The sequence below is a fragment of the Corallococcus sp. AB045 genome (assembly GCF_003668895.1).
Taxonomy (GTDB): domain Bacteria; phylum Myxococcota; class Myxococcia; order Myxococcales; family Myxococcaceae; genus Corallococcus; species Corallococcus coralloides.
Map to the genome: position 1 here is coordinate 1 of NZ_RAWN01000373.1, position 3,579 is coordinate 3,579.

Annotated in this window: 3 protein-coding genes; 1 reads left to right on the top strand and 2 read right to left on the bottom strand. The window is 68.1% G+C overall.

Features of this window, described 5'->3' with window-relative positions:
- The coding region (locus D7Y21_RS40635; RefSeq protein WP_147469529.1) for a DUF3592 domain-containing protein at positions 1–454 on the bottom strand (454 nt) is incomplete at its 3' end.
- A gap of 155 nt (positions 455–609) precedes the next feature.
- On the opposite strand from D7Y21_RS40635, the gene D7Y21_RS40640 reads away from it, so the two are divergent.
- Entirely contained in the window at positions 610–1,098 is a 489-nt protein-coding gene (locus D7Y21_RS40640) for an ankyrin repeat domain-containing protein (RefSeq protein WP_120565347.1), read from the top strand.
- Positions 1,099–1,184: 86 nt separating this feature from the next.
- Here D7Y21_RS40640 and D7Y21_RS40645 read toward each other — a convergent pair whose 3' ends face one another.
- Positions 1,185–3,395, bottom strand: coding sequence for a (Fe-S)-binding protein (locus D7Y21_RS40645; RefSeq protein ID WP_121718571.1), 2,211 nt, complete (start codon positions 3,393–3,395; stop codon positions 1,185–1,187).
- Positions 3,396–3,579: the final 184 nt, after the last annotated feature.

Consider the following 3,579-nt stretch of genomic DNA (forward strand, 5'->3'; position numbering starts at 1 on the left):
GGGAGGGGGAGGCAACCTGGGGCGTGTCTGTCTCGGCCCTCGCCAGCAGGGCCACCCCTCCGATGAGGGTGAGGAACACCTCCACGAAGCTGAGGAACAGGGCGAGTCCCAGCGACATCACCCCGTGGCCCTCCGGGAAGCTGCGGCGCGGGTCGCTCTGGCCATATTGCACCTGGACGCGGTCCCCGGGGCGCAGCCGCTTCCACAGCGCCGAGGAGATGTGGCGCCGGTGCTCCTGTCGCTCACCGCCCTGGGGCGTGAAGGCGTAGACCAGGATGTAGTCACTGTCGTCCGAGGCCGCGAAGAACTCCTTCTTCACCACCGTGCCTTCCGCGTGCAGCCCCTCCGCCAGGATGCCCATGTCCCGCCGGTACGACCCCCAGGTCAGCACCAGCATGGACGCCCCCAGCACCACGAACGTCGCACCCAGGACTCGCGCCGCGAAGAGAGCCACGCCGTGCCTCCTGCCCGCCATTTAAGCGGGCACCCGGCGACGCGAAATGGCAATGCCCTCCGCGCCCCGCCGTAGAGCCAGCGCGCGGGTCCCTCCCTGGCGTCGCGTCCGCCGAACCGCCATGCTCCCGCGCGTCCTGTCCGGAGGTACGCACCGTGTCCCTGTTCGATGCCGTCGCCGCGGGTGACCGCGCCGCCCTGAGCGCCCAGCTCGACGCGGGCGCGGACCCCAACCCCTTCGACGCCGAGGGCCGTACGCCGCTGATGATGGCCGCGCGCTCGGGCCAGGACGACCTGGTGCAGGTGCTCCTGGAGGCCGGCGCGGACCCCACGCTGCCGGACTCCGTGGGCGAGACGCCCTTCGTCGCCGCCGCCGCCTATGGCCACCTCCGGGTCTGCGCACTGCTGTCCCCGCACGCCACCTCGGACGAGAAGGACATGGCGCGCACGCTGCTCAAGAACCAGGGCATCGACGAGATTCCCGCGCGTCCCTCGCGCGCTTCCGAGGTCTCGCCCGACGACTTCCGCCGCAAGCTCGCCTCCGCGGGCGCCTACGTCGCGGGCAAGCTGGGCGACGCCGGCGCCACGAAGCGCCTGGAGCGCGTGCTGCGCTCGGAGGGCAACGCGCCCAAGGGCCGCAAGTAGTCTCCCAGCCCTGAAAAGGCGAAGGGCCCGGCCGCTCCCATTTCGGGGAGCCACCGGGCCCTCGTCACATCTGTGGCCGGGAACCACTACTCCGGCTTGGTGCTCACCACGGGGCTGGGGCTCACGGTGCCGCCCTTGTTGCTCGTCTCCATGGAGTCCGCGACCAGCTCGGTGATGTCCTTGATCTGGATCTGCTCACGGCCGGTGTCGTTCTTCGCGTCGTTGAGCATCGTGGAGCAGAACGGGCAGGCCACCGCGACGATGCCCTTGCCGCCCGGCTCCTTGTAGTCGCCCACCATGCCCGGCTTCTTCTTGTCCGCGGCGTCGGGGTAGGGCGTGTTGGGGTCCTCCGCGTGCTTGAGCGTGAGGGCCGCCTCGTTCATGCGGTTGTGGTTGATGCGCGTGCCGATGTGCTCTTCCATCCACATCCGGCCGCCACCGGCGCCGCAGCAGAAGCCCTCGCGCTGGCTGCGCTGCATCTCCACCACTTCCAGGCCCGGGATGCTCTTGAGCACTTCACGGGGCGCGTCGTACACGCCGTTGTGCCGGCCCAGGTAGCAGGGGTCGTGGTACGTCAGCTTCGTTCCGGCGTTCATCACCGAGGACAGCTTGATGCGCTTGTCCTTGAGCAGCTCGTTGATGAGCTGCGTGTGGTTGATGACGCGGTACTCGCCGCCGAACTCCGGGTACTCGTTCTTGATGGTGTTGAAGCAGTGCGGGCACTGCGTGATGACCGCCTTCACGCCCATCGCGTTCCAGGACTCGACGTTCGTCTTGGCCATCGTCTGGTACAGGTACTCGTTGCCCATGCGGCGCGCGGAGTCGCCGTTGCACATCTCCTGCTTGGACAGCGTCGCGAAGGACACGCCCGCCTCGCGCATGATCTTCACCAGCGCGCGGCTCACCTTCTTCTGCTTGTCGTCGTAGCTGCCCGCGCAGCCCACGAAGAACAGGTACTCGTACTCACCGCCGTCACCCCAGGTGGGCAGCGCCAGGTCCTCCGCCCACTCATCGCGCCGGTCCTGGCCCAGGCCCCAGGGGTTGCCCTGGCGCTCCATGCCCTCGAACACGCGCTGGATTTCCGGCGGGAACTCCGCCTTCACCTGCACCTGGTAGCGGCGCATGTCGATGAGGCGCGGGACGTTCTCGATGAACACCGGGCAGGCCTGCTCGCACCAGCCGCAGCTCGTGCACGCCCACACCGTCTCCGCCTTCAGCGCGCTGCCGACGATTTCAGGCAGGGGCTCCTTCACGCCGTTCGGGCCGTAGCCCTCCTCCACCCAGCGCTCGTTGTCCCAGAGCCAGTGCTTCAGGTCCTGGTTCACGGCCTTGTGCGTGAGCGGCTTGCCCGTGATGTACGTGGGACAGTGCGTCTGGCACCGGCCGCACTCCGTACAGGAGTACAGGTCCAGGCCGTTCTTCCAGGTGAGGTCCTTCACCGTGGCGGCGCCGAACTCCTCCTTCTCCAGGTTGGGCGTGGACAGCTTGCCGGTGGAGTGCGTGCGCTGGAAGAAGACGTTGGGCAGGCCCGTGATGATGTGGAAGTGCTTGCCCAGCGGCAGGAAGTTCAGGAACGCCAGGATGATGGTCAGGTGGATGAAGAAGCCCGCCACGCCCAGCACGTGAGCGGTCGTGTGGCCCAGGGGCATCATCGCCAGGCCCATCATGCTGGTGACGGGCTCCCACCACACCATCGCGGCCGGCGCCGCCGGCACCTGCGTGGCGCCCATGGGCACCTGCTGCGCGGCGGCGTGCGCGGCCACCATGTGGCTGCCGCCGAACATGAACTCGGTGATCATCAGGCCCGCGATGAAGCCCAGGATGAGGTAGGCCTCCCAGGACTGGGACATGCGGTCCGGCTTCACCTTCCAGCGCGTCCACACGAAGTACGCCACGCCCGCGAGCGCCAGCGCCGCCACGATGTCCTTCACCAGCAGGTAGACCTTGTAGAGGCCCAAGAGCGGCGGCGCCACGTCCCACGCCGGGTGGGACAGGTCGGTGAGCACGTCCAGCGCGGTGGTCGAAAAGCCCATCACGAACAGCATCACGGTGCGCACCGCCAGCACCATGAACGCCGCGTAGATGAAGATGTGGAACAGGCCCGGCGTGAACTCCTCCGGATCCACCATGCGCTTCTGGCCCAACCCGAAGCGCACCAGCTGCGCCACGCGGTAGGGGATGTGGTCCAGCCGGTTCTCCTTCTTCATCGCGAGCAGCACGCCCACGCGGCCGGACATCGTGATGATGAAGATTGAGACTGCGCCTGCCAGCAGCAGGCCGGTGATGATGGGGTTCATGGAACCTCGGGACCCTCTGGGGCCGCACGGCGGCAACGCCGGTTGCTGCGACGCGGCAATTCTGGAGTGATTTTCAACCCTAGCAGGGGTGATTCGCGAATCAAGCACCGTGCGGGGGCCGTGTCCCGCAGCGTTCCCTCCACCGCTTCCAGACCGCCCTCCAGGGTGGTGCCCACCCACCCTC